Consider the following 24,221-nt stretch of genomic DNA (forward strand, 5'->3'; position numbering starts at 1 on the left):
CCCTCGTTTTAGTCAACCTTTTTTTAATTTCTTTTTTCGGCTGATTTACGACTGCATTGCTGCGCATCGTTATGTCAGAGGGACGAGTTATAATTTATCATAAGAACTGCACCCTAGTCAACCCTAAATATTCAATTCCCTTTCAGCTCTTCTACAAACTTGGACAAATAAAAAAAGAGAGTACATTCACCCTCTCCATTCTCCCGCTAATGCTATCTATATAGAGATGTTACCGCCAGTAGACGATTTGTTAATTTAAAGGGTATAACGAATGGCATGACCATCCCCGGCATCAACTGCCCACGAGGCGATCTCCCGAATTAATGAACGGGATACCAGCTTGCGAAGCACAAGCGGCAACTCTGCCTGGAGCGGGCTGAGCCCCGAATGCTGCAGAAGCTCCTTAATGCTCCACGCCTCCTTACGGCTGCCCAGGATATGAAGCAGCATGATACAGCAATCCTCCATTTTTGACATAAGGGCAAATTCACAGGCAAGCAGGATCAGTTCGATTCTCTGGTCCAGTGTCTCTGTGCTGATAGTCAATTCTTCATATAGCTTATGGACCGGGGAGTTCAGGCTTTTCACCTGTCCCCATACTGCCGGTTCCGGGAAATACCCCGCTTCACTCACTTCAATGCGCGCCCAATGATACAAGGCAATGAGTACGCAATTATAGGCATCCATGGTACAGCCTGCTTCAATATAACGCTTGGACTTAATATACATATGTAAAAAACGGGAGAATTCCATGAACAGCACCCGTTCTTTGAGCGGGCCCTCAAACTGGGTGAGCTGCTTACGCATCTCCGCCAAGATCCCCTTCGGGTCCCAGAGTACCTCTCCGGATATCAGGCTGCTAACAAGCTCGTTGTTATCTCCGGCCATGACAGCACGTTCCAGTGCAGATAGACCTACATGCACCGATTGAGTCCGCTTATCACCGGCAATGCTATGGGTTATGATGCGTTCCGTCTCCTGTTCCTCATGCAGCAGAAGGACCACCATATCAAAATCGTGCAGCAGCGCACTTTGAAACGTGGCATCTCCTCTTTGCCGCCAAGCAACGGCTCCAAGAACATTCTCCTCAAATGTCTCCCCACTTAATAGGGTCAAATTGGACAGTTCCATGCTTCCCTCCATCAAATTTGGCGATTTTGCGTCCGTCAGTTATAATCTCTATACATAAGCTTATTCTACATATTCATGCCAGTTCCTCCTGAACAACCGAACTATATTTCAGTTAGGAGATCGTACTCATGAAATTTAAATCGGCCAAAATCAATGCTTTTCGCACCTGGGGACTGCTTCTGACCATGCTTGGCATGGGTCTCATGATCATGGGAACCGCAGGTATTGTATTCTGGGGCTCTGCCGGCAAAGTCGTTGCTGCTGTCGGTCTTGTCATTGGACTCGTCTCCATGATGGCCAGTCTGGCTATTTATTTCTGGGCGGGCATGCTCTCAACCAGTGCGGTTCAGGTGGAATGTCCGGAGTGCCATAAGCTGACCAAAATGCTGGGCAAAACCGACCGCTGCATGTTCTGCCATACCATCCTCACCATGGACCCTGCACAAGCTACCATTACTGCCGAAGAGCTTGAACTCCAGCAGCTTAAACATTGATCGTGTTCATGCAGCGTTAACTGCAATTATTAGTTATTAAACAGCATTCAGATTTTCTTGCAAAAAAGGTGGTGTCCTGTAGAGGACATCACCTTTTTTATATGATTATTTTATAATTCCCTTCAATGCTTCCCATGCCTCCGGACTGGCAAAGCTACGGTTCCAGGCTGCCACACCGCCCAGCTTCAAGGACTGGGCCAGCTCTACCCTGGCTGTGAGCGAGGTGGTGTCCTCGATCCAGATTTTGCGGAGAACATCCTCTTCCTTATACTCCACGTAGTTCTGTCCGGCTTCCTTATCGAATACGGGTGTCAGCTTCTTCTCAGCGATGATCTCCTTGACTGCATTCATGCTGACGGCCTTGGAGCTTACCTTGGTCTTCCCCTTCTCGGTGGCTTCCGTCCAGATCCGCGTATAGAGTGGCACTCCCAGAATTAACTTCTCTGCTGGCACCTTATCCTCCTCGATAATCCGGTTCATAGAGGTCTTAACCCACGGTAAAGAGGCTACTGATCCTGCAACCGGACTGGCTGCCCAGTGCTCGTCGTAGGCCATTACAATCAGGAAGTCGGACACGGCGGCAAGCGCCGGACGGTCGAGAAACAGGGACCACATCTCGCTCTTGGACTTCGGCGTAACATCAATAGAAACAATCAGATTACGGCTCTGGGCCATCGGCTTCAGTTCCCGCATGAACTGCGTTACGTTCGGTCCATCCTTGGTGTACACATTCTCGAAGTCGATATTAATCCCGTCTAAATTGTACAGGTCTGCATACTTAAGCATCTGCACAATGGCATTCATCCGATTGTCATACGTGGATAAGGCTTCAGTGGTCAAATCGGGTTCAAAGCTGTTGCTCAGCAGCCCCCATACCTCCATCCCCTGATTATGCGCCCAATCTACATAAGAGCGGTCCGCCTGGCTGCGCACATTCCCCTTCACATCAATAATGCTGAACCAGGTGGGGCTAACCACATTAATTCCAGGCAAGGCTGCGAATTTGGCGGGATTCGGCTTGCGTTCGTACACAGCTTCCCAGAACATGTTAACCGGCTTATCCTTCCAGCTGCGCTGCGCACGTGTAGGTGTTTCGGGCTTTTTCTCTATAGTTCGGGTACCGTCTTCGGTAATATCATCCGCCTGGGCGTAGCCCGAATAACCATTATCAAGCTGAGCGTATACCCAGTCCTTGGTGTCCGTGTTCCAGATCCGTACGACATCCCCGGGGTTCATATCAGCAAAAATCGGTGCATGCACCGAGGGTTCACTGCGCAGGGCTTTCGTTTTCCCGCCTTCTTTACCCTTCACCTTGCCAAGCGGCACCGATTCACCTGCAGTCATTAGCAGCACTGCACCGGTATTCGTATCCTCTTCGATCTCGAAGCCGTACAGATTCTCCAGTGTGTCTGCCGGAAGATAGGTCACTTTATCTTTAACCTCGGGAGCAAGGCGAAGCTGCAGAGGTTCATTGTTCAGAGCTGCGGCCTTGGATTCCTCCTGCATGTACAACAGACTGCTGTCCGTTGAGAGGATGACTGATTTGCTCTCTTTTTCATAGCGGATAGAAGAATCTACATATTCCTGCAAAAAAGGCAGCGGTAACAGCAGTCCGTCCCCCGTACCCGATGCTGAATAGCCGGTAAGCTGTCCCTTCACAAAAATCGGCTTGTCCAGCCCCTTCCAGTCCGGGTCCAGATGCTGGCGGTTCGGCAGTACATAATAAACAACCCAAAAGGCTGCGGCGGCTATGATGACAAGTCCCAATAAGCGGCGAGTAAGACTTCCACGCTTCGTGACGCGTCTTTGTCTCTGTCTTCTGTCCAAAATAGGTCCTCCAAACCATTCGTTGAATTTTAAAAGCAGGCAACACTTCTGTTAAGTATACGCCATGCAGGCGAGCTTGGTTGCGCGAATCTCTTGGAAGGTTTGTATTTTTGTAACAGCTTGATTCTCTCTTCATATAAAAAAGCGTGCAGAATCCGCATTCGGACTCTACACGCTTATAGGTATCATTCCATTCAGTGCTGCTTCTCGCCGCAGCCTTTGCACACACCGTACAGCTCCATACGCAATCCATGAATCTTGAAGCCTGTGGCCCGTTCGGCCTGCTGCTCTACCTCATGAAGAGTGGAATAGCTGAAATCCTCAATCTTGCCGCATTCCTGGCAGATAACATGATAGTGATCAGATACATTGGCGTCGAAACGGCTGGAATTATCACCGTAGGTCAGCTCACGGACCATACCTGCTTCCATGAACATCTTAAGATTGTTATACACAGTTGCCACACTCATACTCGGAAACTGAGGCTCAAGTGCCCGGTAAATATCGTCTGCTGTAGGATGATTCATCGCTTCCATCAGATACGTTAGAATCGCATGACGCTGAGGCGTAATACGGACACCGGTTGTCTTGAGTTGCTCCAATGCATGCTGTACGCCACTACCCATCCATGCCACCGCCTTTAATTATACAACTTAATAATAATTCTAATGTAATTGTATGACTCTGCTTTCAACGTTGTCAATGAAGTCATTACATTATATTCATTATTATATAATAAAAATTCCTTATTTCAATATTTGCTCACATTTAAATTGCTGTTTCCGTCTACACGCAGCTTGAATTCACCGGTTCCAATCTGGCCGGAAAGCACTTTTTTGTCAATAACGAGCCCTGGCAGGTCTGTTACGATATCTCCATATCCGCTGGAGCCCTCCACCGTATAATTACCTGTTAGCGGCAGGAACAGTTCAATATCCCCCACTGCACTGTACACATCCCAGTCTCCCCCGAAATCCCCGGAGCGGATGCTGATCCGGCCGTTCAGGGATTCGGCATGCAGCTTGGATCTTGCTCCGGATACCTCCACATTGCCATTCTTCGTGGACAGATCCAGCACATCCCCGCTGTCATATGCCGTGATGTTGCCGACCGCCGTTGACAGCTTCAGGGCACCTCTAACGTCCCAAGCCCCCATATCGCCTCCGCTTGTCCCCAGCTCCACATTGCCCAGGACATCTCTGGTGCGCACCGCACCGTTTAAGGTTTTACCTTTTACATTGCCGTAAATGCGGTGCAGAATCAGCTCCCCGTTCCCGGTCTCCAGCGAGATGTCGGCAATGGCTTCCACATTCTGCAGGGTAATTCCGCCATTCATCGTACGGACGTTCAGGTCGAACCGCCGGTCTTCCGGCAGGGAGATATCCAGGTTGATCCGCGGCTGGCGTTTGCCGGATTCACCGTACGCCTTACTCTGGGGTGTGATCTTGATTGTCGTACCTTCCGTCACCTCGACAAAGGACTGGTCCGCTATGGCTTCCGCCTGCACCCCGTCCAGCTGGTCCACCCATACGGTTGCCGTAATCTCGATATCCTCCACAGCAGCCCGGTGAATGAGAATGTCTCCATTAATAGCGTCAATATTGACCTTGGAGGTGTTCAGTTCGACCGGAACCATCAGCGGAGCCTTCTGATACGAGCTTCCTTCCGCTTCCCCGTAATCAACTGCCGCCACGGTCAGGTTAAGACTCACCTTGTTCCATAGATGCAGATAGTGCTCCTGCTCGGTTACGATAAACACACATGCAGCCAGTATTACCGCAGAGAACAATCCCCGCAGATCCATCCGCGCTCTTCCGGCAGTACCGTTCTGCTTCAGCCGGCGGAAAAGAATATAGATCAGCAGATACTCTACTCCCCATAATACCGGAATGATAGGCCACCATTTGAGCAGCAGCATCATATAATCTGTTCCATCACGCCAGTCCAGGAGAAGCAGGATTCCGACAGCAGCCAGCGTTACTGAGGCCGTATATCTGCCGATCCGCCGCTTCTTCCGCTCCTTGTCCTGACGCGCTATGGAGTCCCTGGCCATCTCTCTGATTCCCATAAGCAGGCCAAGGCCTATCAGCACCACGGAGGCGGCAGCACCGGCAGAGGTCTCAATGAATCCCCGAAGCCAGGGCGGCTTTTGCTGGAAAAGAAAGAGCATCGCCCCGCCGATAAGCAGCAGGAGGCCAAAGGAAATCCCCGGCTCGCTGATCCTTACCCGGCGTCTTGAGGTTGTTGTACCGGACTGGATGGTCTCCAGCTCTTCAAGATCATGCTCAACAGGAAACCGCAGAATCAGGTCTGCGTTCTGAAGCGCGTCAAACACATTATAGAAGTATAACACCGGAATCAGCAGCCCCAGTAAAATCAGCAGCGGTACATTGATTTGCATCCCGATAGATGAGAAATACAGCAGTGCCACAATATCCAGCACAATAAGGAAAATGACAGAAACCCCTTTGCGGAGCAGCCCGAGATAGAGATGTCCCGTGCCGGGAAGCACTGCAGCAAGCAGGCCGGCTATAAATTTACGTTTACGCGGACGGCGTTTGGGACGGGGAGGGATGTAGGGATGGTTCAATTCTACGTCAGCTTCAGACAGCGGCAAGCCTGCCTCATTCTCTTCTTCCCGCACGGAAAGCTCCTCATGATTCTGATGGCCGGAACTCATTCTCGGTACTCCTCCTTTCTAAATTGGGATGTACTTGTCATTTCAGCCTGCCTGTCCGGTGGAATTCCAGCAGCTCTACTCCAGGAACCACCTCTTCGGACCCGACAGGAATGAACCCGTGCTTGGTATAGAGCGTCACTGCCGGAAGGTTCAGCTTCCCCGTAGATACGATAAACTGCTCCATCTCCGCGTAACGGGCAAAGATAAATTCTAACAGTCTTCCGGCCACGCCTTGGCGGAAATGATCCGGGCTGACCATCATCCGGGTAACGGTTAGCTTGCCGGGAGACTCCTGGGTGACTGCAACAGCGCCGAGCAGCTCCTCCGTCTCATCGAAGCAGCCGTAGAACTCCTCTGTAACCCGGCTGAGCATGTCCCTCGTCTCCAGCAGCGGCGGTATGTCACGAAACCCGATGATCTCCGCCTCCAGGCGGTATGCCTTATGCTGAAGGCTCCATAGCTCATCCAGCGTGATCTCATCCTGCAGATTCAGCTTCACTATTGTATCCATCCGTAAATTCCCCTTATATACTGCACAGGGGCCTGCCGTTGCCGACAAGCCCTGTGCCCAAGATTCTATAATCTATTACCCAATCTAGCTGTTCAGCACTTCTGCAAGCAGTGTGTTCACAAGACCCGGGTTAGCCTTCCCTTTGCTCGCCTTCATGACCTGTCCTACAAGGAAGCCGATCGCTTGTTTCTTGCCGGCCTTGTAGTCTTCGACAGATTGCGGATTAGCAGCGACCACTTCCTGTACGATTTTCTTGATCGCACCTTCATCACTGATCTGCACCAGACCCTTTTCTTCAACGATAACTGCCGGCAGCTTGCCGCTCTCCAGCATTTCTTTGAACACGGTCTTGGCAATTTTGCTGCTGATGGTTCCGCCTGCGATCAGGCCGATCATCTCGCCCAGCCCCTGCGGCGTAATCTTCACCTGGGATAACTCCAGATTATTGCTGTTCAAATACCCCAGCAGATCGCCCATCATCCAGTTGGCGACAGCCTTGGCATCCTGTGTGTAAGCCAGACTACCTTCAAAGAAGTCGGCGAGCGGCTTGGAGGAGGTGAGCACTCCGGCATCATAGGCAGTCAGACCAAACTCCTCACTGTACCGGGCCTGCCGGGCATCCGGCAGCTCAGGGATCGTGGAGCGGATCGCTTCCTTCCAGTCCTCGCCAATATGCAGCACAATCAGATCCGGGTCCGGGAAATAACGGTAATCATGGGCTTCCTCCTTGCCGCGCATGGACAAGGTCTTGCCTCCCGCTTCATCCCAGCGGCGGGTCTCCTGTACAACGATTCCCCCGTCATCCAGAATCTCCCCCTGACGGAACTGCTCATACTCCAGCCCGCGCAGAACCCCGCGGAAGGAGTTCATATTCTTCAGCTCCGCACGGATACCGAATTCTTCCTGCCCTTCCGGCCGCAGGCTGATATTGGCATCACAACGCATCGAGCCTTCTTCCATCTTCACATCTGACACATCGCAGTATTGCATAATGGCGCGGATCTTCTCCAGGTAAGCACGTGCTTCCTCCGGTGAACGCAGATCAGGCTCCGAGACAATCTCAATAAGCGGAGTGCCTACCCGGTTGAAGTCAACCAGTGAAGCAAATCCTCCATCCACGTGAGTCAGCTTGCCCGCATCTTCCTCCAGATGAAGACGGGTGATCCCGATCCGTTTGGTCTCTCCATTCACTTCAATATCAATCCAGCCGTTCAGGCCGATAGGCTGATCAAATTGCGAAATCTGGTAGGCCTTCGGGGAATCGGGGTAAAAATAGTTTTTGCGGTCAAACTTGCTGACATCGCCGATCGTACAGTTCAGAGCCATTGCCGCTTTCATGGCATACTCCACCGCCTGGCGGTTAAGCACCGGCAGTACACCGGGGTGGCCGAGACAGACCGGACAGGTATGGGTATTAGGCGGAGCGCCGAATTCTGTGGAGCAGCCGCAGAAGATTTTGGACTTGGTATGAAGCTCCACATGAACTTCAAGCCCGATGACCGTTTCATATTTAGACATAGATAATCTCATCCCTTAAAAGTTTTGTGGGCATATACTCAAACTATATAAGAAGCACTAAAGAAATAAACAAAAAGCAAAAGAAACGGAGGGGAAATTTGGAACTGTAGGAGCGGTAGCGACCGCCTTTGTCACCGGATTTCAACCGCGAACAGCGGTATTAATCAAGAAATCTGGGGACAACAGCGGCCGGAAGTCCAAATGTTCACCGCAGTGACGATGTAGCTTCAAGTTCAAAATCTTAAGTGCATCTTAATATAAAAGCTACATTTGCGGGCGGGCCTTGTGATGCTCTGTATGTTGTTCAAAGGCATGCGCAACGCGCAGTACCGTACTCTCATCAAACTCCTTGCCGATAATCTGCAAGCCGACAGGCAGACCTTCCGCGAACCCGCAAGGGATGCTGATGGCAGGAATACCGGCCAGACTGACAGGAATGGTAAGGATATCATTCAGGTACATGGTCAGCGGATCTTCGGTCTGCGAGCCCAGCTTGAAGGCTGTGGTTGGCGCAGTCGGGCCGATCACGACATCATATTTCTTGAACACTTCATCAAAATCCTGCTTAATCAAGGTGCGCACCTTCTGCGCCTTCAAATAATAAGCATCGTAATATCCGGAGCTTAGCGCATAGGTGCCGAGCATGATCCGGCGTTTGACTTCAGGGCCGAAGCCCTGGCTGCGGGAGTTATGGTACAGATCCAGTAATCCACCCCCATCATCCACACGCACTCCGTAACGGACACCGTCAAAACGGGCCAGGTTGGAGGAAGCCTCGGAAGAGGAAAGGAGATAATAAGCGGCTACAGCATATTCCGTATGCGGAAGGGAAACCTCTTCCCACACTGCGCCTAGGCCCTCCAGCACTTTGAGTGCTGCGAGCACCGATTCGCGGACCTGGGCGTCCACACCTTCACCCAGGTATTCCTTCGGTACGGCAATCCGCAGACCTGAGATGTCACCAGTCAGCGAACTCAGATAATCAGGTATGCTGACCTTGGCCGAGGTGGAATCCTGGGCATCATAACCGGCAATCGCCTGCAGTACATATGCAGAATCCTCAACGCTGCGGGTAATTGGACCAATCTGATCCAGGGAGGAGGCAAAAGCCACCAGCCCGTAACGGGAGACCAGGCCATAGGTAGGCTTAAGGCCGACTACCCCGCAATAGGAGGCTGGCTGGCGGATGGAGCCGCCTGTGTCTGAGCCGAGGGTGAAGAAGACTTCCCCGGCTGCAACCGCTGCTGCCGAACCGCCGCTCGAACCGCCTGGAACACGCTCCAAATCCCATGGATTGCGCACAACGCCGAAGCTTGAATTCTCATTGGACCCGCCCATGGCGAACTCGTCCATGTTCAGCTTACCTATAGTTACGGCATCAGCCTGACGCAGCTTGGAAACTACGGTAGCATCATAAATCGGCTGGAAGTTATTAAGGAACTGGCTGGCACAGGTGGTGCGCAGACCTTGGGTCACAATATTATCCTTGATTCCGGCGGGCAATCCGAATAACAGACCACGTGCAGCTCCGGTTGCCAGCTTGTCATCAAGCACACGTGCCTGATCGCGGGCCCCCTCTTCATTCAGTGTCAAAAAAGCATGAACCTTGCTGTCACGTTCCGCAATGACTGACAGGGATTCTTCAGTCAGTTCACGGACCGAGACCTCTTTACTGTGCAGCATGTTATGTACTTCAGATAGTCGATATTGAAACAGGCTCAACTTGCTTCCTCCTCTCAGGGTATGGTTATTCCAGAACAGCGGGAACCTTGAAGTGTCCCTCTTCATGTTCCGGTGCGTTAAGCAGCGCTTCCTCTTGGGTCAGGCTCTCCTTTACCACATCGTCACGCATCACATTGCTGACTTGCAGCACATGGGTGGTCGGTTCTACATTCTCAGTATCCAGCTCATTCAATTTCTCGGCATATTGTAAAATAGCATTCATTTGTTCGGTGAAGGTAGCCTCTTCTTCCGGGCTTAATTGCAGCCTAGCCAGCTTGGCCACATGCTGCACATCTTTGACGGTGATGCTCATAATGGATATCCCTCCTGTTTAAAGGGCTAAAGCGCCCGGATAACGTTTTTAATTATAGGGTAGACGGCCTTACAATTCAATGCGCTTGTCGATTGAGGGGGATATATACAGCAAAAGACCCGCACCTGCTGATTGTGGCAGCAAGCGGGTCTTGAGTGCTTAAGCTTAATCCGGCTAATGATTCATCCGGTAATACAGGTCATTCCAGCGCAGCTCATTTTCGAGTGAGGTAAAGGTACTGGAGGCGTCGATGACGAGACACTCGATTCCTGCCATGCGCGCCCAATCCCGGAGCTGTTCACTTGTGGTGTGGAAGGAAAAGGCGAAGTGATGTGCACCGCCGGCCAGAATCCATGCTTCCGAAGCCCCGGTCAAGGAGGGTTCCGGTTGCCAGAGCAGGCGTGCTACCGGCAGACGGGGCATGCTGTGTTCATTCCGCACGGCATTCACTTCATTGATGATCAGGCGGAACCGGTCGCCCATATCCACCAGTGTGGCATTGATTCCCCGGCCGCTTGCTCCGTTAAAAATCAGCCGCGCCGGAGCCTCCTTGCCGCCGACAAATAAGGGATGCACTTCAATCCTTGGTCTGTCCGCAGCCAGGGACGGGCAGATCTCCAGCATATGGGAACCCAGTACCATTTCATTGCCCTTTTGCAGATGATACGTATAATCCTCCATGAAAGAGGTCCCTTGATTACCAGCCATAATCTTCATCATCCGTACCAGCGCCGCCGTCTTCCAGTCGCCTTCACCGCCGAAGCCGTAGCCTGCCGCCATCAGCCGCTGAGCCGCCAGCCCCGGCAATTGCTTCAGTCCATGCAGGTCCTGGAAGCTGGTCACGAACGCTGTATATCCGCCCTCCTCCAAAAACTCGCTCAGCGCAATCTCCATCCGCGCCTGTTCACGGATGGCTTCCCGTTCAGCGCCATCGGCGCGACCCTGATCCGTAAAGTCGTATAATTCCGCGTATTCATCCATCAGTGCACGCAGTTTGGCATCACTAACACTCCGAACCCGTTCAGCCAGATCGCCGGCCGGATAGCCGTTGACCGTCCACCCCAGCTTGATTTGCGCCTCCACCTTATCGCCTTCCGTCACCGCAACATCACGCATATTGTCGCCGAATCTGGCGATCCTCATCGTCTGGCTCCCGGTATAGCCCGCCGCCGTCTTCATCCACCCTCCGATTCTTGCACGCACCTCTTCATCCTTCCAGTGGCCTGCAATAATCTTTCGGGCCATGCGCAGGCGGGCGCCGATGAACCCGAACTCACGGTCGCCGTGCGCCGCCTGGTTCAAGTTCATAAATTCCATATCAATACTGTCCCAGGGAATCTCGATATTGTATTGGGTATGCAGATGGAGCAGCGGCTTGCGCAGCTGGGTCAGCCCGGAGATCCACATTTTGGCCGGAGAGAAGGTGTGCATCCATGTGATCACCCCCGCGCAGGTCCCGCTGGAATTGGCTTCAAGACAAACTCGCAGAATCGCTTCCGGAGCCGTGACCGTTTCGCGGAATTGGATCGGATACGGAAGGCCCCCTTCGCGGTTTAGCTCCTCCACCATTTTCCTGGAGTTCTCCTCCACTTGCTCAAGTACTTCCTCTCCGTACAAACCTTGGCTCCCTGTTACAAACCAGAATACATAAGGCTTAGCCTGCAGCATATCAAATTCCTCCGTTTGTTCAGTTCGTTTTGAATTTCAATTCAATCTCATAATGAACGGCTGCTCCAGGCTCCAGCAGCTTCAAAGCATGCGCTCCGCGTTCTTCCGCTCTCCCCCGGGTCCAGCAATTGGACGGCTCGAGTCCCAGCACATGTTCGCCTGCTCCGGGCATTCTCCACTGCACCAGTCTGGGCAGCGTCCGCTGATCCCACCTCAGCTCTGCCGTCAGGCCGCCCGCAGAAGAGGATAAGCCGGGTACAGGAAAAGAAGGGCTGCAGATTTGTGCGCAGATGTACGTTTGCTGTTCCAATGGCTCATGGTAGTACACTTGTTCTTTCAAACGCTGATCCGGCGCCTGCCATTCATGTATCCGTGATATCTCCATATCATCATCACGCGGAGCACAGCTGCTCTCCGGCAAGATGATCCTGGTATCCTCCGCAAGCAGCGGAAAGCCAAAGTTGAAATGATACAGCATCAGATGCGGGGCCGGTGTAAAGCCTGCATTCTCCACGCAATCGTTAAGCTGCAAACTGTTCTCGCCAAGCCTGCTTGTAATCGTGCGGGTCAAACGTAGCTTATGTCCAAAGATGGACGTCTCCTCTACGACTCCCCGCAGGCGTATCTCATATTCATTACCTTGCCATTCCGCCTGATAGGAAGCCTGGCGTGCAGGCGTATGATGAATCTGTCCATGCAATCCATAAGCTCCGTAATCGTCCCGGCCGGCCGCACCTGCCTGCGACAATCCGCAAGTCATCAGCAACCCGCCGGAAGCTGTCTGCAACCAGTGATTCCCCTCTTCCCGGAAATAAGCAGGATGGGGATCACCGTTGGCGGCAGACCAGTTAACCGGAATGCCGCAAAATTCAGCCAAAGAGATATCCATTCCCTTGCCGGGATGCACCCAATAGGAGAGGCCGGAGCCGGTCCGCACACGGAACACTTCCTGACCGGCCTCCGGCCCCTCTCTCATTACAAAGGGCTGCACTCCCGCAAGCTGCTCTATCCGGCCAACTCTGGCCTCCAGCTCACGCCGGGTCCATTCTCTGCCATAAAGTCTTGCCATACCGCCATTCCTCCTGTAACGGGCAGGAAAGCCTCAGGCTTGTCCGGCACTCCCGAAAATTCTCATCGTTCTCACAATATCCTGCTGTACAGCTTCCATAGCCCATGCGGAAATGTCATGATAATAGCTTTTGCGCTGCTGCGCGCTGTTGGCCGCCAATTTCGCCTGGAGGGTATTGGCCACTTCATGCGCCATATTGGAATAATAGTTAAGCTTGCGGATGCCGCACTGTATGGAGGTGATATAGGCGGCTTCATCCAGTCCAGACCCTCCATGCATCACCAGCGGCAGGCCGGTAAGCTCCTTGATGAGCTTCAGACGCTCAAAATCCAGAACCGGTTCTGTCAGATAAACACCGTGCGCAGTCCCGTAAGCAACGGCGAGCGCATCAACATCGGTATGTGCAATAAAAGTTTGGGCTTCTTGGGGATTGGTGTAGACATCGTCCGGATCATATTCTTCTATTTCTTCCTCCGCTCCTCCGCCCTCCGGACGCAGAATCTTGCCAAGCTCGGCTTCTACGGAAACTCCGAGCGCCTTGGCGATTCTGCTGATTTCATTGGTCTGGCGGATATTCTCCTCCAGCGGCAGATGCGCGCCGTCGAACATCACCGACGAGAAGCCGAGCTGCATCGCCCGGATCAGAATTTCGTGATCCTGGCCGTGGTCCAGGTGTACGGCAACGGGAACCCGCGCTTGCCTCGCAGCCGCCAGTATAATGGGAGCGATCACCTCCAGCGGAACAAGCGGAATATGCACTTCCGCAAAGGACAGAATGACCGGTGAGCGCGCCTCCTCGGCCCCGGCAATGATTCCCCGGATCATCTCCAAATTAATCACATTGTACGCGCCGACGGCATAACGTTTGGCTTCGGCATCCTTCATTAATTCTTTCAGGGTCACTAATGGCATTCTTCAGCATCTCCTATGGATTTGACATAACGTTGTTCACCGCTTGATACAGCCGTTTATATTTGGCGTAATTCTTATCATAGTGCCTGCGGTTCTCCGGGCGGGGATAGAAGGTAGTGCCCACCTTCACCAAAATGCGGGCAGCTTCTGCATAGGAAGGGAATACTCCCAGCGCCACCCCGGCCAGAATAACCGCTCCGAGAATACCTGCCTCTTCGATATCAAGGGCGATGACGGCCCTGTTCATGATGTCCGCCTTGATTTGCAGCCACAGGGAGGACTTGGCACCGCCGCCGCAGGCTTTTAGTTCCCTGATACTCATACCTGCTTGCTCCAGGCAATCCAGATTGAGCCTCATCTCATAGGTGACGCCCTCCATCAAGGCTCTGTACAGCTCACCCTTTGTGGTATTAAAATTCAAGCCCGCAATAACTCCAGCCGCAGCCGGATTCATGTATGGTGTTCCTGAACCGGCAAAATGGGGCAGCACCAGAAGGTCCGTGGGACCTTCTCCGGCGTTCTCGCCCATAATCTCATAGACGCTTCGGCCGGACTCATCTGCCGCGCATTTTTCTTCGTAGCCGAACTGGTCCCTGAACCACTTGAGCAAGGAACCCCCGGTAAAATTAAAGGCATACGTGGTGTATTTCCCCTGGAGATAAGGGACCAGCGACAGCTTGCTGGCGGCAAGCGCCTGGTTATTGACCTGCATTTTACGGAAAACGGGCGTGATGCACTCTACGGTGCCGATGCCGTCTACAGCCGAGCCTTCTTCCGTGATTCCCGCGCCTATAGCTGCGCATACCTGATCATGTCCGCCGAGCACTAGCTGGAGATGGGCAGGCAAACCCAACGCCTCAGCCGCTGCGGGTGAAATCTGGCCAATTCGTGATCCAAGCTCCTGCGCCTCAGGAAATAGCCCGCGCTTAAGCTGTGCCGCCCGGATAATATCTTCATCCCACCCAAGCCGATGGACATCAAAGGCCATCGTTCGGGATGCCAGCGAAAAGTCGATCACCGGTCTTGCACCCAGCTTGAACAGAATAAATGATCCAAACGGCAGAAATGTATGAAGCCGCTCATAAATGTCCGGCTGCTCTTCCCGGTACCACATCAATTTGGAGAGAGTATACATCGGATGGGGGTGAAGGCCCGTTTTGCCAATGATGTTCTCCTCCCCGAGCTGCTCCACCAAAGCCTCCAGCTGCCTGCCTCCCCGCTTGTCGATATACAGCAGACTGTTCCCCAGCACGTTGCCTTCACTGTCGAGCAGGACGGCAGCCTCCCCAAAGGAAGAGACGGACAGGCCGGCAAGCATGGCAGGCGGTCTGTCATACTTGTTCATTGCGGAACTGATCACAGCTACCACCGCTTCCCACACCCGCTGCGGACTCAGCTCATAACAGCCGCTTTCCGGCGATTCCATGGGGTATTCCCTGTATGCCTGGGCCAGCACCTCACCCGTTGGAGCCATGATCAGACATTTCGTGCCTGTTGACCCGATATCTAAGCCTATAAGATCGACGGCCATGTCCCCGATTCAGCCCCTCTCCCCATCCGGGACGTATTTCACACCAGCTATACTATAGCGCTCAGAGATTATGTCTTGTTGCTCTATGCTCAGACCGCCTTCTTGGGTCACCTTAATTGTGGCAAAAGGCAGGCTCTCAGAAATCATGGAATAGCTTACTGCATCATCACATAAAAGCGAGCATTCCCCTGCTTCCGCACCGTACAGAACAGACTCTATATTAAAAACGGTGTCGTCCCGGACACATAGAACGGGCTCTGCCCAAGGAATTAGCGCGCCCTGTTTGATATACAGAGGAACTTCATCCTCAGCAACCTGGCGGGTGATCCATTGTCCGCCGTTCAACCACTCTCCGGTCAATCGTTCATACCAGCGGCCTCCGGGTAAGTAAATCTTACGCGTATCACCATTGCCGTAGACAACGGGAGCAACCATCAGATCGTCTCCCACCATAAACTGGTCGAAGCAATCCAGCACCTCGCGGTCCTCCGGATAATCCATCACCAAGGGACGGATGGGCGGTACCCCTTGCTGACGGTATTTGCCAAATGCAGCATACAGATAGGGAATCAGGCTCATCCTGAACTGCATCAGCTTTCTGCATTGCTGCGCGAGCTGCGGCCAGTCCTCAAGCCACTCACCGGCATGGTTACGGTCATGATCGAATTGTTTCCAGGGCGGCGATGGGATCATATAACAGTTAAGTACAGCCATTGGTGAGAAAATCACAGCACCGATCCGGCGCAGCAGCTCCTCCCTCGTAGCGGTCTGGCGAACCTCCGGCGACCAGAGGAGACCTGAGAAGGATGCGGTGGCCATTCCCCGTACAAAGTCTTCATGGTCGTACAGGTCGCTGTACAGTACATAGGGATAGGGCGCCGCAAGCGCGTGGGAAGCGCGCACCTGTCCATAGGTCCGGCGATCCGCTGCCTTGAACGGGGCGAGCATCGTTTGCTGATAGAGCTGGCCGAACAAGCTGTGCATCTGCTCCCCGTCCGCCCCTCCCGGAAAACGGGCGAAATCGGGAAAACCCCAGTTACCGATATAATCGCCGTTATCACATTCATCCAGCTTGAAGCCTGACAACCCCGCCTCAATGAAGGGCTGGTGGATGTCCGTGAAGGCTTCCCGGGCCTCAGCTTGCGTGAAATCCGGCACCAGGCCGTCCCACACATAGCTGTCTGCCGAATGGGGCTTCAGCTCCGGGAAGACAGGGCTCTCCGGATGCACATAAGCATGTTCCCAGAGATTGAGGCGGTAGCCCATTTCATTCAGATCCCGGATAAGCCCTTTTTCATCCGGGAATCTGCTTTTGTCCCACACATAGGTGCAAGAGTAGGCGTTCGTCTGCCAGCCCGGCTCCAGACCGAACATGTCACAAGGCATTTCATCTGCCCTGATTTGCCGGGCGAGCTGCAGGACATCCTCTTGATCCGCATGCCAGTCAGCGCGGTACATCATCCCGAGGCCCCACATGGGCGGCAACGCCCCACCCCCGCTGAACAGATTATAGCGGCTGACCGCGTCCTTCATATCCCCGCCGCAAAACACATAAATATCTACTCCTTGCGCCGCAGGGATATCTACCAGCATATTGCCGCTTCCCTTTTTCACTTCCCAGTGCCCCTTCTCGGTGCCTGCCGATTCGAAGCCTTCCAGATCCTGCTTGCTGCCAACTCTCTTGCACCCTCCGCTGAAAAAAGTCGCGTACCGTGCCGTATCCACCAGAATGGCATAACCGGCAGTACTTACATAAAAGGGAACCGGCGCATGGGAGTCTCCCAGATCCGCGGACGGGTCGGAATTCGTGCGCAGCTTCTTCTTGCTGCCGCTCTGTCTGAACGATTGAAGCTGTAAGCCCAAACCGTATACTTCCTCTTCCGGCTCCAAGGGAATCTCCAGCAATATGGAGCCTTGGCGCGGTTGAAATTGAATGTCCTCCCTTAGAAAGGGAAGCGGATGATCTTCATGCGCATTCAGCGCTTCGAGGCATGTGACGGGCTTCAATACTGATACCGGTGTAAATTCTTCGGGTGTTCCGAAGGTCAGCTTAAAGATTCCACTGGCAATTTTCTGCATAATCCATTTCTCCTACTCTACTGTAAATAGTTTTTGGAACTATCCCTTCACGCTTCCCAGGACGAGACCAGACACGAAATAACGCTGTAAAAAAGGGTAGACGCACAAGATGGGCAACGTGGCCAGAATGATCTGCGCGCTCTTGGTCGTGCGCGGTGAGATGCTGGCCAGGAGTGCGGCATCCTCAGACCTCACATTGCTGAAATCGAAGCTGACAATAATGGAGCGTAAATAGGTGGCGAGCGGATAGTTCTCGGTCTGGTTCATGAAGATCATTCCGTCAAACCAGCTATTCCAATGCCCTACCATAGCCAGCAGCAGGATGGTCGCAAAGGCAGGCAACGACAGCGGGAAATATAACCGCCACAGGATGGTCCAGTGTCCGGCTCCATCTATGCGGAAGGACTCATCCAGTTCCCGGGGCAGTCCTCTGAAGAAATTGATCATCAGAACGATGTTGAAGACCGCCAGGGCTGTCGGCAGAACCAGTACCATCATGGTATCCAGCATGTGGAGGGATTTCACCTGCATGTACAGGGGAACAATGCCTCCGCTGAAGAGGATGGTGAACATGAAAAACCATACATAAAACGTCCGCATGCTGAAATCCCTGTTCTCCCTGGAAAGGGGATAAGCCGAAATAAAGGTAACCAGCATCTGCAGGGCGCTGCCCACAAGCACACGGATCACAGCCACGCCCAAGGATCTTAGAAATTCCGGACGGGTAGCGATAAATTTATAAGCGTCCAGTGAAAAGTCCGACGGAAAAAACCGTACCTTCCCCATCGCCACCGCCGAGGCGGAGCTGAAGGAAATGGCTAACGTATTGACAATCGGCGCAATGCAGAGGATTCCCAAGAGAATGAGAAACACTTTGTTGAATACTGCGAACACGGTGCTGCCGTTCAAACGGTATTTCACCCTTGCTCCCCCTTTCAAAAAATGCGGTAATCGGCAAACTTATAAGCCATATAATAGGAAACTGAAATAAGTACTCCGGATACCAGCGATTTAAACAGTCCTACGGCTGTCGCTACGCTGTACTGCGCCTGATTGAACGCCAGCCGGTAGACCAGCGTATCCAGGATATCGCCGGAATCGACCACCAGCGGATTGAGCAGCATGAATACCTGTTCGAACCCGGCGTTCAGCACATTGCCCAGACTGAGAGTAGCCAGAAGAATGATTGTGGGACGAATGCCGGGCAGCGTAACATGCCAGATCTGCCGCCAGCGGCTGGCTCCGTCAATCATGGCTGCTTCATATAAATCCGGATTGATGGATGTTAGCGCAGCCATATAGATAATCGTATTGAAGCCAAAGTTCTTCCACACTTCAGTAGTGACCAGTACACCGGGGAACAGCCGGTTGCTGGACAGGAAGCCCACCGGCTCTCCGCCAAAGGCCTGGATGAGGCTGTTAATCACCCCCTCCAGACTGAGAACATCCAGAATGATGCCGCCGAGCACCACCCAGGACAGGAAATACGGCAGGTACATCGCCGTTTGCAGCACCCGTTTCATCCGCTGGCCGCGCATTTCGTTCAGCAGCAGTGCAACCACGATAGGCACGAGCAACGAAAAGACTATTTTTAAAATCGAGATATAGATCGTGTTATACATGACTTGCCCGAAGCGGGGCATGGAGATGATATATTTGAAATTGTCCATCCCGACCCATGGACCCGCAAGCCAGCCCTTGAACACGCTAAAGTTCTGAAAGGCCATGACAATCCCCATCATCGGGATATAGCAGAATAGAACAGCCAGTATAATTCCCGGTATCAAAAACAAATGGTACGGTAATTCATGTCTGAAGCGGCTCTTCAGGTGCGATGCTCTCACAATAGGCTACCCCTTTCATCACAAGCTGGCGTTGATCTCGTCCAGAATCTGCTGGCCGCCCAGCTTGTGCCACTCGGATACGAAGGTATCGAAGGCGTCAATAGGCTCCGCACCCATGATGATCTTCGTGAAAATTTCACGTTCATAATCGCCCAGAATGCCCATTTTGTTCAGCATCGTTTCCGTGGTGCCTCCATAAGCCTGGGGAATCAGATGATCCGTGCCATAGCCCTCCACAATCGTTTTGAAGGCTTTGACCTGGTGATATTCCATATAGCCGGTCCCCTTGCCGTCCAGATAAGCTACGCTCGGTTCGTATTTCCCCGTCTCGGTCAGAGCCTGATCCAGCTTGCTGGGATCGCGCTTCTCGATGGCTTCGATCAGGTATTCCAAAGATTTCACGGTGGCATCATCGGTCGTAAGGGTCCGGGCCAGGGACAAGTGCCCCTGTTCCACAATGGTCTGCCCTTTTTCGAAAGCAAAGAATTTCTTGACCTCGGGATCGTTCCGGTTCGGACCGTAAGCCATCTCGTTGTAATCATTCAATAATTGGACAAGAATTTCGGGATGCTTATAGTCTTTGTTCACCGCGTAGTAGCTCACCACGGTTGTGCCTACATTGGCAAATACATCCTCGCCGTCAGCGCTTGGGGCCGCCAGTGGAGTCCAGACCATATCCGGCTGGCCCTCCAGGCCCGTACCGTACATGTATACGTTCCAGCAGCGTCCATAGCTGATGCCGTATTTGCCGCCGCTGACCTCCTCCGTTACCTTGGTCGTATCCTTCATGCCAAACTCAGGATCAATCAGGCCGGCCTGATACATTTCTCTGAGCTTAGCCAAGGCATTCTTCATTTCAGGCTGCACGCTGCCGTAGGTGATCTTACCGTCATCTCCTTTGAGCCAGCTCTGCGGATAGGCATGGTAGCCGTTGAAGAATCCGGTGGTGGAGGTAATCCCGTCGAATAGCCAGTTGCTGAACGCCAGCCCGCCGGTGTCGTCGATACCGTTGCCGTCCGGGTCCTGTTCCTTGAAGGCCTTGGCCACCGCAATCACATCGTCAATGGTCTTCGGCACTGGTAATTTCAGCTTATCCAGCCAGTCCTGCCGCACCCATAGCAGACTGGGTTCATAGATGACCGAGGTCGTGTAGGGCAAAGCCATGAGCTTGCCGTCAAAGGTTGCCGAATCCATCGCAAGGCCGCCGTCACCGGTGAGAATCTCCTTCGTCAAATCAGACGCATGCTCCTCGAAAACATCGGTCAGATCCGCTGTCATACCGGCCTTCACCATGGTCTCCAGCTGGTTGGTGGAGGCTTCGATGACGATATCCGGAATCGATCCCGAGGCAATGACGATATTCAGCTTCTCATTGTATTCATTCTGCAGAGCTGTCCATTCGTGTATGACGTTCAGATTGAACTTGTCAGCATAATGCCGGTACCAGATGTTGTTCGCAAAATCATCCCCTGCGGGATACCCCCAGGTGGGCAGGGAATAACGGCCTACCCGCAGGTCAATGGGTTGCTTCGGATCGGCACTGGAGCTGGCAGTGTCTTTGGTATTGGATGGTGAGCTGCAGGCTGTCAGGGCCAAAAGAACGGTACTAATAGATAAAGCGGCAATTTTTCTCATGATTTTGCTTCCCCCTCATATTCGGTTTCTGCATGATCTCTTTATTGCACAATCAGAGCCGGCTGGCCCCAGAAGGCCCTGTCATATCCGTAGTCGCCCAAAGAATCAGTGATCAGGGTGATGATGACCGAAGTTCCGGCATATTCGGCCAGCGGGATACTGAACGGCGTCCAGGCCCCGCCCGGCATGATATCCTGCGACCACTTTACCGTTCCGTTCACCGCTATGCGGAAGCCGGCGCCCTGGGAGTCATCCGATCCGTCCTTAATGCCGGCGAATCCCTGCAGTACAGCCTGCGTGTCTGCGGGCAAATTCAAGGCATATTCAATATGCGTCTGCCCGTGCTGCGGCGGGTGGGCATCCAGCCCCTGCTTCTCAACGCCGAGCACAGAACCGCTTCCCGGGAATCCGCCAAATGGAGATTGTGGCGGCCCCTCGCTTCCGTTCTCGAACACCAGACTCGAATGATAGGGAGCCCCGCTTAACGACAACGGCAGCTGCACAGGAGCAGAAGTGTTGTGAATCAGATACACCGTACCCGAGGCAGGTGCTGTAATTTCGTAGTGATTGTTACCTAGACTTACAGACGAGGCTGCTCCATAGCTGGATTGCACCACAGTTAAGGGCAGCGGGCTGTTCACCTTGAAGTTTACGCTGCGATTGCCGCCGTAAGTTGCGACGGCTACCGTAGGTGCCACCCATACGGCAGAGTCATTGTCCACCGTTGCACCGGGATGCGTCTCCAGCCGGAGGGTCACTTCTTTGCCTGCTAATTCCGACAAATCCAGCTCCATGGCTGTGGGTGAGGCACTTCTGCTGAACTGCTCTTCACTCAGCACCGTACGGTCCCCAGGCGCTTCTGCCTTATCCCAAGCGGATACCTTGAAGGTGACACCGTCACTGCTCGCAACGTTCTGCTCGGAGCCCAATTGCACACCGGCTTGAAAGCTCGCTGCCGCTGCTGCGGGCAGACTGATATCAAATTCCAGCCAGGTATGTCCGCCCTGCCACGCTCCTGCGTAAGGCGGATGGGCCAGCATCCGGTCGCCCCAGTGCTGCACGGTTCCTCCACCAGGGAAGGAGTAGGAGAAGCCGCCTGCGGTAGAAAACGGGGCAGCGGTTGTATGGACGGTTCCGTCTCCCATGACCTCTCCTGCCCGGACCGGTCCGTCGTAATTCAGCAGATCCATATCACCAGACTGAAGCTTATCTTCCATAACGATGGCAGTGTGGGTGGACCGGCTGGACAGCCGTTTTAGCGCCACATCCTCCGGCCACTCATAGACATGGAATGCTTCGGAATCACGGGCCTGGTTCAAATACAGATACGTTTTATCCGGGTTCAGTCCGAACAGCTTCTGTTCGTCATAGAGTAGCCACCCCGGAATGCTTCCCGGCAACGGATAGTTCTCTGACCCGTACAAATAACGCATAATATCCGTACCCCCGCCGGAAGGGTTCCCGTCGTAGGCGGTCAGCTTCTCTCCGTAGGAATCACGTACATATTCGGCACTGCCGCCGTTTGCAGTCTTGAAAGCAAACAGAGTGGAATTTGACCTGTTGCTGAAATCGGCTCTAGGCTGTGCGCTCTGGTACCAATTCGCTTCATCCAGCAATTGCTCCATCAGCGGGGTGGCATTGGCGATCTGACCTAGATTGGGTCTGGTGAGCATCGGAATTGCCCCGAGCTTATTCTGAACGACCTTATGCCAGGCCATGTAATAGTCCTCCGTCATCGGGTTGGCATGATCGGGATGACCGTAAATGGTCGTATAGGGTGCAAAAATCGCAGAGCTGGCCGGAACCACCTGGTCGATTTTGCTCTCATCCCAGGTGCCGCTCGCGGCGAAGATGCCATATGCATGACGCTGTGCAAAGGACTCGTACCGGGTCGTGATTTCATTCAGGCTTTCTCCGCCCAAGGCGATATTCTCCGGCAGCGCTTCTCTAAGCTCGCGGTGCAGGGCGATATTGCCTTGCATCATGTTGTTGCCGTCAATCAGGCCGTTGGCATCGTTATACATGAGCAGCGACTGGTCCAAGTGCAGCGCGTCCGGTCCGACCTCATTCACCAGGGCAGTCATCTTGTTAACGAAGAGTTCCCGCCACGCCTCCGCCGCCGGATTAATAACGGCAAATGAAATCTGTTCCGATCCTGCTGTATACTCCCAGCGCTTCCGCTCCAGCGTGAACGGATCCTTCACCTGATAGGGCTGCATCTGTGTGTAATTTTCGTTGTTAAATGATGTTCCAAATATATTGACATACAGCATCACGCGGAAACCCAGTGCCTGGGCGGCGTCAATCCTGGCTGCGATATCCGGCTTAGGCTCATAATTGGGAAAATTCACATCATAGGGGTCCGCTCTCCAGCCAGGAACGACCAGCAGCGTCCGCCCGGGATCTACCCGCTGTGCAAGCTCCTCCAGCATCGGCTGGTCTTCCAGATCCGTCAGCACCGTGAATCCGATATCCTTGGCCCAATCCGGTTCCTTCGCGGCAGATTCAGCTAACCCGAAAGCACCATCTGCCCACTCCCGGTACATCGCCGATCCTTTTGCCCAGTCACCGGCGTAGGCTTTAAGCCGCCAATCCGTGGAGACCGACTTGGTCGTTTGCTGAAATGGAGCGGGTGATTGCGTCTCTATTCCAACATAGAAGCTGCCATTCTCATGCTTCACGTGCAATGTTTTGAAGAAATCAGCATTGTCATCCGCATGAACCAGCAATCCGCCCTCTGCCCCCTGCACAAGAAACATCTGCGCCTCCCAGACATCGGGATAGGTGAACTGGGAGAAGCCATAGGCGGCGTCCGGTGATTCGGCAGTAAGCCGGATCCCGCCCAGTGCAGGAATAATCAGATCATACGTATCGGGGATACTGAATCCCCATTGCATGCCCGATATGCCTGGCTGCTCTGTCTGCGCATGTTGGCTGACGGTCAAGGTACCGTCATATTTACGGGCAACCGTCGTCTCCAGCTCAGCCAGCGAAGTGCCCGACCCCCAGGTGTGTTCGAAGGTGACATGCCCTCTCTTCGCTGAAACGATGGAAGCTGCCGTATCATTCCACAGATTGTTCTGCGCCAGATGGCGGATACCGGTCAGCTTGCCTTCGTTGCCGCGGGCCAGATTTATCGTTCCATAGGTGAAGTCGATGGCGGCCGTTCCGGAATCAATCGTCACCTTCCCATTGACTGGATCTGCAGCACTGAAGCCCGGCAGAAGGCTATACAACAGCATACACGCCACACACACCATCACTGTTCTTCTGACAATATTGATCAT

At 53.3% G+C, this 24,221-nt stretch carries 18 protein-coding genes; 1 reads left to right on the top strand and 17 read right to left on the bottom strand.

Going from position 1 to position 24,221, the window contains the following annotated elements; genetic code table 11:
- Positions 1–255 precede the first annotated feature (255 nt).
- Positions 256–1,131 carry a nucleotidyltransferase-like protein gene (locus MKY12_RS26830; RefSeq protein WP_076080532.1) on the bottom strand — a complete coding sequence of 292 codons (876 nt, stop codon included), beginning with the start codon at positions 1,129–1,131 and terminating at the stop codon, positions 256–258.
- 128 nt (positions 1,132–1,259) lie between these two features.
- Here MKY12_RS26830 and MKY12_RS26835 point away from each other — a divergent pair, with 128 nt between their 5' ends.
- On the top strand, positions 1,260–1,625 hold the full coding sequence (locus tag MKY12_RS26835) for a DUF2614 family zinc ribbon-containing protein (protein WP_036726202.1): 366 nt from the start codon (positions 1,260–1,262) through the stop codon (positions 1,623–1,625).
- Between the two features lie 105 nt (positions 1,626–1,730).
- Here MKY12_RS26835 and MKY12_RS26840 read toward each other — a convergent pair whose 3' ends face one another.
- The 16 genes from MKY12_RS26840 to MKY12_RS26915 all read right to left on the bottom strand — a co-directional run bounded on the left by MKY12_RS26840 (position 1,731) and on the right by MKY12_RS26915 (position 24,221).
- Positions 1,731–3,452: a glycosyl hydrolase family 18 protein gene (locus MKY12_RS26840; protein WP_339251232.1), complete on the bottom strand. Its 1,722-nt coding sequence runs from the start codon at positions 3,450–3,452 to the stop codon at positions 1,731–1,733.
- 194 nt (positions 3,453–3,646) lie between these two features.
- Positions 3,647–4,078: a peroxide-responsive transcriptional repressor PerR gene (perR, locus tag MKY12_RS26845; protein ID WP_209880018.1), complete on the bottom strand. Its 432-nt coding sequence runs from the start codon at positions 4,076–4,078 to the stop codon at positions 3,647–3,649.
- A gap of 125 nt (positions 4,079–4,203) precedes the next feature.
- Positions 4,204–6,132, bottom strand: a complete 1,929-nt coding sequence (locus tag MKY12_RS26850) for a DUF4097 family beta strand repeat-containing protein (protein ID WP_339251235.1) — start codon at positions 6,130–6,132, stop codon at positions 4,204–4,206.
- A gap of 37 nt (positions 6,133–6,169) precedes the next feature.
- A complete protein-coding gene (locus tag MKY12_RS26855; RefSeq protein ID WP_036726204.1) occupies positions 6,170–6,643 on the bottom strand; it encodes a GNAT family N-acetyltransferase in 474 nt (157 codons plus the stop codon).
- Between the two features lie 84 nt (positions 6,644–6,727).
- A complete protein-coding gene (gene gatB / locus MKY12_RS26860; RefSeq protein WP_339251238.1) occupies positions 6,728–8,173 on the bottom strand; it encodes an Asp-tRNA(Asn)/Glu-tRNA(Gln) amidotransferase subunit GatB in 1,446 nt (481 codons plus the stop codon).
- Positions 8,174–8,425: 252 nt separating this feature from the next.
- Positions 8,426–9,883, bottom strand: coding sequence for an Asp-tRNA(Asn)/Glu-tRNA(Gln) amidotransferase subunit GatA (gene gatA, locus MKY12_RS26865; protein WP_339251240.1), 1,458 nt, complete (start codon positions 9,881–9,883; stop codon positions 8,426–8,428).
- Between the two features lie 25 nt (positions 9,884–9,908).
- Positions 9,909–10,196, bottom strand: coding sequence for an Asp-tRNA(Asn)/Glu-tRNA(Gln) amidotransferase subunit GatC (gene gatC, locus MKY12_RS26870; RefSeq protein ID WP_076080520.1), 288 nt, complete (start codon positions 10,194–10,196; stop codon positions 9,909–9,911).
- A gap of 174 nt (positions 10,197–10,370) precedes the next feature.
- Positions 10,371–11,864 carry an L-arabinose isomerase gene (gene araA, locus MKY12_RS26875; protein WP_339251243.1) on the bottom strand — a complete coding sequence of 498 codons (1,494 nt, stop codon included), beginning with the start codon at positions 11,862–11,864 and terminating at the stop codon, positions 10,371–10,373.
- Between the two features lie 19 nt (positions 11,865–11,883).
- The gene (locus MKY12_RS26880; protein ID WP_339251245.1) at positions 11,884–12,933 is read right to left on the bottom strand and encodes a DUF4432 family protein; all 1,050 of its coding nucleotides are present in this window, start codon (positions 12,931–12,933) and stop codon (positions 11,884–11,886) included.
- A 33-nt stretch (positions 12,934–12,966) separates the two neighbouring features.
- Entirely contained in the window at positions 12,967–13,845 is an 879-nt protein-coding gene (locus MKY12_RS26885; protein ID WP_339251247.1) for a class II fructose-bisphosphate aldolase, read from the bottom strand.
- A gap of 13 nt (positions 13,846–13,858) precedes the next feature.
- Positions 13,859–15,376: an FGGY-family carbohydrate kinase gene (locus tag MKY12_RS26890; RefSeq protein ID WP_339251249.1), complete on the bottom strand. Its 1,518-nt coding sequence runs from the start codon at positions 15,374–15,376 to the stop codon at positions 13,859–13,861.
- 9 nt (positions 15,377–15,385) lie between these two features.
- Positions 15,386–17,455, bottom strand: a complete 2,070-nt coding sequence (locus MKY12_RS26895) for a TIM-barrel domain-containing protein (RefSeq protein ID WP_339251250.1) — start codon at positions 17,453–17,455, stop codon at positions 15,386–15,388.
- A gap of 39 nt (positions 17,456–17,494) precedes the next feature.
- Entirely contained in the window at positions 17,495–18,376 is an 882-nt protein-coding gene (locus tag MKY12_RS26900) for a carbohydrate ABC transporter permease (protein ID WP_042139988.1), read from the bottom strand.
- Positions 18,377–18,390: 14 nt separating this feature from the next.
- On the bottom strand, positions 18,391–19,299 hold the full coding sequence (locus MKY12_RS26905) for an ABC transporter permease subunit (protein ID WP_339251251.1): 909 nt from the start codon (positions 19,297–19,299) through the stop codon (positions 18,391–18,393).
- A gap of 18 nt (positions 19,300–19,317) precedes the next feature.
- On the bottom strand, positions 19,318–20,934 hold the full coding sequence (locus tag MKY12_RS26910; RefSeq protein WP_339311585.1) for an extracellular solute-binding protein: 1,617 nt from the start codon (positions 20,932–20,934) through the stop codon (positions 19,318–19,320).
- Positions 20,935–20,975: 41 nt separating this feature from the next.
- The gene (locus tag MKY12_RS26915) at positions 20,976–24,221 is read right to left on the bottom strand and encodes a DUF6259 domain-containing protein (protein ID WP_339311586.1); all 3,246 of its coding nucleotides are present in this window, start codon (positions 24,219–24,221) and stop codon (positions 20,976–20,978) included.

The organism is Paenibacillus sp. FSL M7-0896, from assembly GCF_037975415.1.
GTDB classification, from domain to species: domain Bacteria; phylum Bacillota; class Bacilli; order Paenibacillales; family Paenibacillaceae; genus Paenibacillus_AQ; species Paenibacillus_AQ silagei.

What these genes read in the sequence shown, in the direction of transcription:
- MKY12_RS26830 (WP_076080532.1), bottom strand. Translation starts at nt 1,131, where the DNA reads ATGGAACTGTCCAATTTGACCCTATTAAGTGGGGAGACATTTGAGGAG.
- MKY12_RS26835 (WP_036726202.1), top strand. Translation starts at nt 1,260, where the DNA reads ATGAAATTTAAATCGGCCAAAATCAATGCTTTTCGCACCTGGGGACTG.
- perR (WP_209880018.1), bottom strand. Translation starts at nt 4,078, where the DNA reads ATGGGTAGTGGCGTACAGCATGCATTGGAGCAACTCAAGACAACCGGT.
- MKY12_RS26850 (WP_339251235.1), bottom strand. Translation starts at nt 6,132, where the DNA reads ATGAGTTCCGGCCATCAGAATCATGAGGAGCTTTCCGTGCGGGAAGAA.
- MKY12_RS26855 (WP_036726204.1), bottom strand. Translation starts at nt 6,643, where the DNA reads ATGGATACAATAGTGAAGCTGAATCTGCAGGATGAGATCACGCTGGAT.
- gatB (WP_339251238.1), bottom strand. Translation starts at nt 8,173, where the DNA reads ATGAGATTATCTATGTCTAAATATGAAACGGTCATCGGGCTTGAAGTT.
- gatC (WP_076080520.1), bottom strand. Translation starts at nt 10,196, where the DNA reads ATGAGCATCACCGTCAAAGATGTGCAGCATGTGGCCAAGCTGGCTAGG.
- araA (WP_339251243.1), bottom strand. Translation starts at nt 11,864, where the DNA reads ATGCTGCAGGCTAAGCCTTATGTATTCTGGTTTGTAACAGGGAGCCAA.
- MKY12_RS26880 (WP_339251245.1), bottom strand. Translation starts at nt 12,933, where the DNA reads ATGGCAAGACTTTATGGCAGAGAATGGACCCGGCGTGAGCTGGAGGCC.
- MKY12_RS26885 (WP_339251247.1), bottom strand. Translation starts at nt 13,845, where the DNA reads ATGCCATTAGTGACCCTGAAAGAATTAATGAAGGATGCCGAAGCCAAA.
- MKY12_RS26890 (WP_339251249.1), bottom strand. Translation starts at nt 15,376, where the DNA reads ATGGCCGTCGATCTTATAGGCTTAGATATCGGGTCAACAGGCACGAAA.
- MKY12_RS26895 (WP_339251250.1), bottom strand. Translation starts at nt 17,455, where the DNA reads ATGCAGAAAATTGCCAGTGGAATCTTTAAGCTGACCTTCGGAACACCC.
- MKY12_RS26910 (WP_339311585.1), bottom strand. Translation starts at nt 20,934, where the DNA reads ATGAGAAAAATTGCCGCTTTATCTATTAGTACCGTTCTTTTGGCCCTG.
- MKY12_RS26915 (WP_339311586.1), bottom strand. Translation starts at nt 24,221, where the DNA reads ATGATCAATATTGTCAGAAGAACAGTGATGGTGTGTGTGGCGTGTATG.